Origin of the sequence: Dietzia sp. UCD-THP (genome assembly GCF_000349585.1) — a bacterium.
GTDB classification, from domain to species: domain Bacteria; phylum Actinomycetota; class Actinomycetes; order Mycobacteriales; family Mycobacteriaceae; genus Dietzia; species Dietzia natronolimnaea_A.
On the sequence record NZ_KB714639.1, the window covers coordinates 1 to 2,057 of the forward strand.

1 protein-coding gene and 1 pseudogene are annotated in these 2,057 nt (G+C 65.9%); one reads left to right on the forward strand and one right to left on the reverse strand.

Annotated features, from left to right (window positions below; genetic code table 11):
• Positions 1–196, forward strand: a pseudogene (locus tag H483_RS0119550) (LLM class F420-dependent oxidoreductase); the annotation flags it as partial.
• Between the two features lie 296 nt (positions 197–492).
• Here the strand turns inward: H483_RS0119550 and H483_RS28395 are convergent.
• Complete coding sequence (locus H483_RS28395; protein ID WP_152427942.1) at positions 493–1,392, reverse strand: hypothetical protein; 900 nt, start codon at positions 1,390–1,392, stop codon at positions 493–495.
• Positions 1,393–2,057: the final 665 nt, after the last annotated feature.

The window sequence follows — 2,057 nt, forward strand, 5'->3', positions numbered from 1 at the left end:
GTCGGACTACGTGCGCGGGGGCAGCGATCGGCTCAAGCACGCGATGGTCACCCGCGGGGTCGAGGCGACGCCGGCGCGGGTGCAGGAGCACCTGGACGCAGGGGCCTCGACCGTGCTGGTGCAGGTGCTCGGCGAGAACGTGCTGACGCCGCCGGTCGAGGGCTGGCGGATCGCGGCCGAGGGGCTGCTCGGCTGACGCCTGGTCGCCAGACTGCGCGGACCGGAGACGCGTCGGTTGCCAGAGGGGCTTGTCAGTCTCTGTTTTTTCGGAGAGCCGGTTGATCCTCGCCACTGACCGCTGGCGGCGCTCGTAGATCTCCCCAGTACTCCTTAGCAGCAATGTGGTTTGTCGAGTACACCCGTGTGAGACGGAGGGGCTGGTGGTGTTCTCGCTGTGTCGCAGGGTTGGAATTCCTACTTCTGGCACGAGTCCCGCTGGGGTGTGGGGCTCAATGACGTGTGGTGGTGCGTCTCGGTGGGGGAGTGGTGCGGTCAGGTGAGCTCGACAGCTTCAATGTTTTGGGCTGTGCGGACAGCCTTGGCGGTGGCCTGGTTGCAGGCGAGTATCGAGTAGGGCCAGTCGATGTCGGTGAGTAGGAGCCATTCCTGGCTGTCGGGCCAGAGGGCATCGATGCCGTGGGCGCGGCCTTCGGCCAGTTTCGCTAGGGCAGGTATCTCGGTGACTGCGGTTTGAACGACGTGCATCGTGCGTCCGAGGTCCACGAGCGGTGAACAGATCTGGGAGGCAGAGACTATCGTGAGCGTCGGGTGGACGGCAGAGCCCGGGTCGGTAGTGTAGTAGGCCACTGAGTAGTCGGGGCCTGGCCCATAGGTGTGCCAGGCAAGGCTTGAGGTGTCGAAGATGGCGCCGAACGTCACTTCGGGGGTCGAGGTGTGGCCGGCGAGCACCTCGAAAAGTGGCGTGATTTCGGCGAGTCCCTCTGCTCCGTCGGTCGGTGTCCCGAACCGGTCATCGTGGGCATCGTAGGGATCCTGCGGCGGGGTGCTCCCGTCGGTGACGGCCAGATCCCACCACATTGATGTAGGCGAGATCGCCACGCCGTTCGTATGAGCGACCTCTGTCCAGGTGATGTCCCGGTCGTCTGTGCGGGCGGGGTGCCGGATCAGTAGCACAGTGTCGAACCCTGCGAGCTCGGCCGCACTTCGGGCCAGGGGCGAAGGTGCACGGCCTAGGTGTCGAAGCTGTTGGACCCATGCCAGGTGTGGATCCAGCGTGAGGGGCCGGAGACCGCTGCAGAGGAAGTGTTGCCAGTCCCGTCCTTCGGCCTCGAGGTAGGCCAGTAGCAGTCGAGTCATGCGGGTGGGAAGGTTCGACTCGATCAGGACTACCGCGTTGTGGATGGTGTCTGATGGTTCGACGCGGAGCTTCACGGTCGCCCCGCGCGGACTGCACAGCTCCAGTTGCATGGGGCTGCGGGAGGTCACGGCGTACGGGCGCGGTCGGCGGGGCCGTCGCCTGTCGCGGAAGTACAAACGCCAGGCGCCGAATGGTCTCAGCGAGGGCGGTTTGTCACGTAGTCGGCGGGCACGGGTGCCTCGAGCGGGCCACGCGATGGTGTCGCCCTCTCGCAGCGGAGGTGTTGAGGGCAGGCGGTACAACGATGCAGCTTGAGGGTCGGCGAAGGCCCGGAAGCCGGCATGGAAGTACGGGGATCCGAGCAACGCGTCGAGCATTGCGGGATCCAACGCGATCTCGATGCGCCGTGCCATCACCGGCCCCACAGTAGTGGTTGAGAGCCGCTGTGCTGGGCGTCCTGCGGGCCCCTCTCGTCGCCGTGTTCTAGGCTCGGTCCGCGCGCTTGCGACCCGTGTCCTTCTGGGGCCAGGCCGCATCGGATCTGCGAGCGGCAGGTTCCAGCGCATGCGGGGACCTATGGTTACCGAATGGTCAGCGGAGATTCGGGCTCGTCGGCAGCTGGCAGTACGAGCGAGAGCGTCCTCCGTGCGGTGTACGTTTCTCTGCTGCCTGCGGTAGGTGTGTTCGCGGGCCTCGTGATCGGCTGGTACACGATCACCTGGGCGGTCCAGACTTTCCG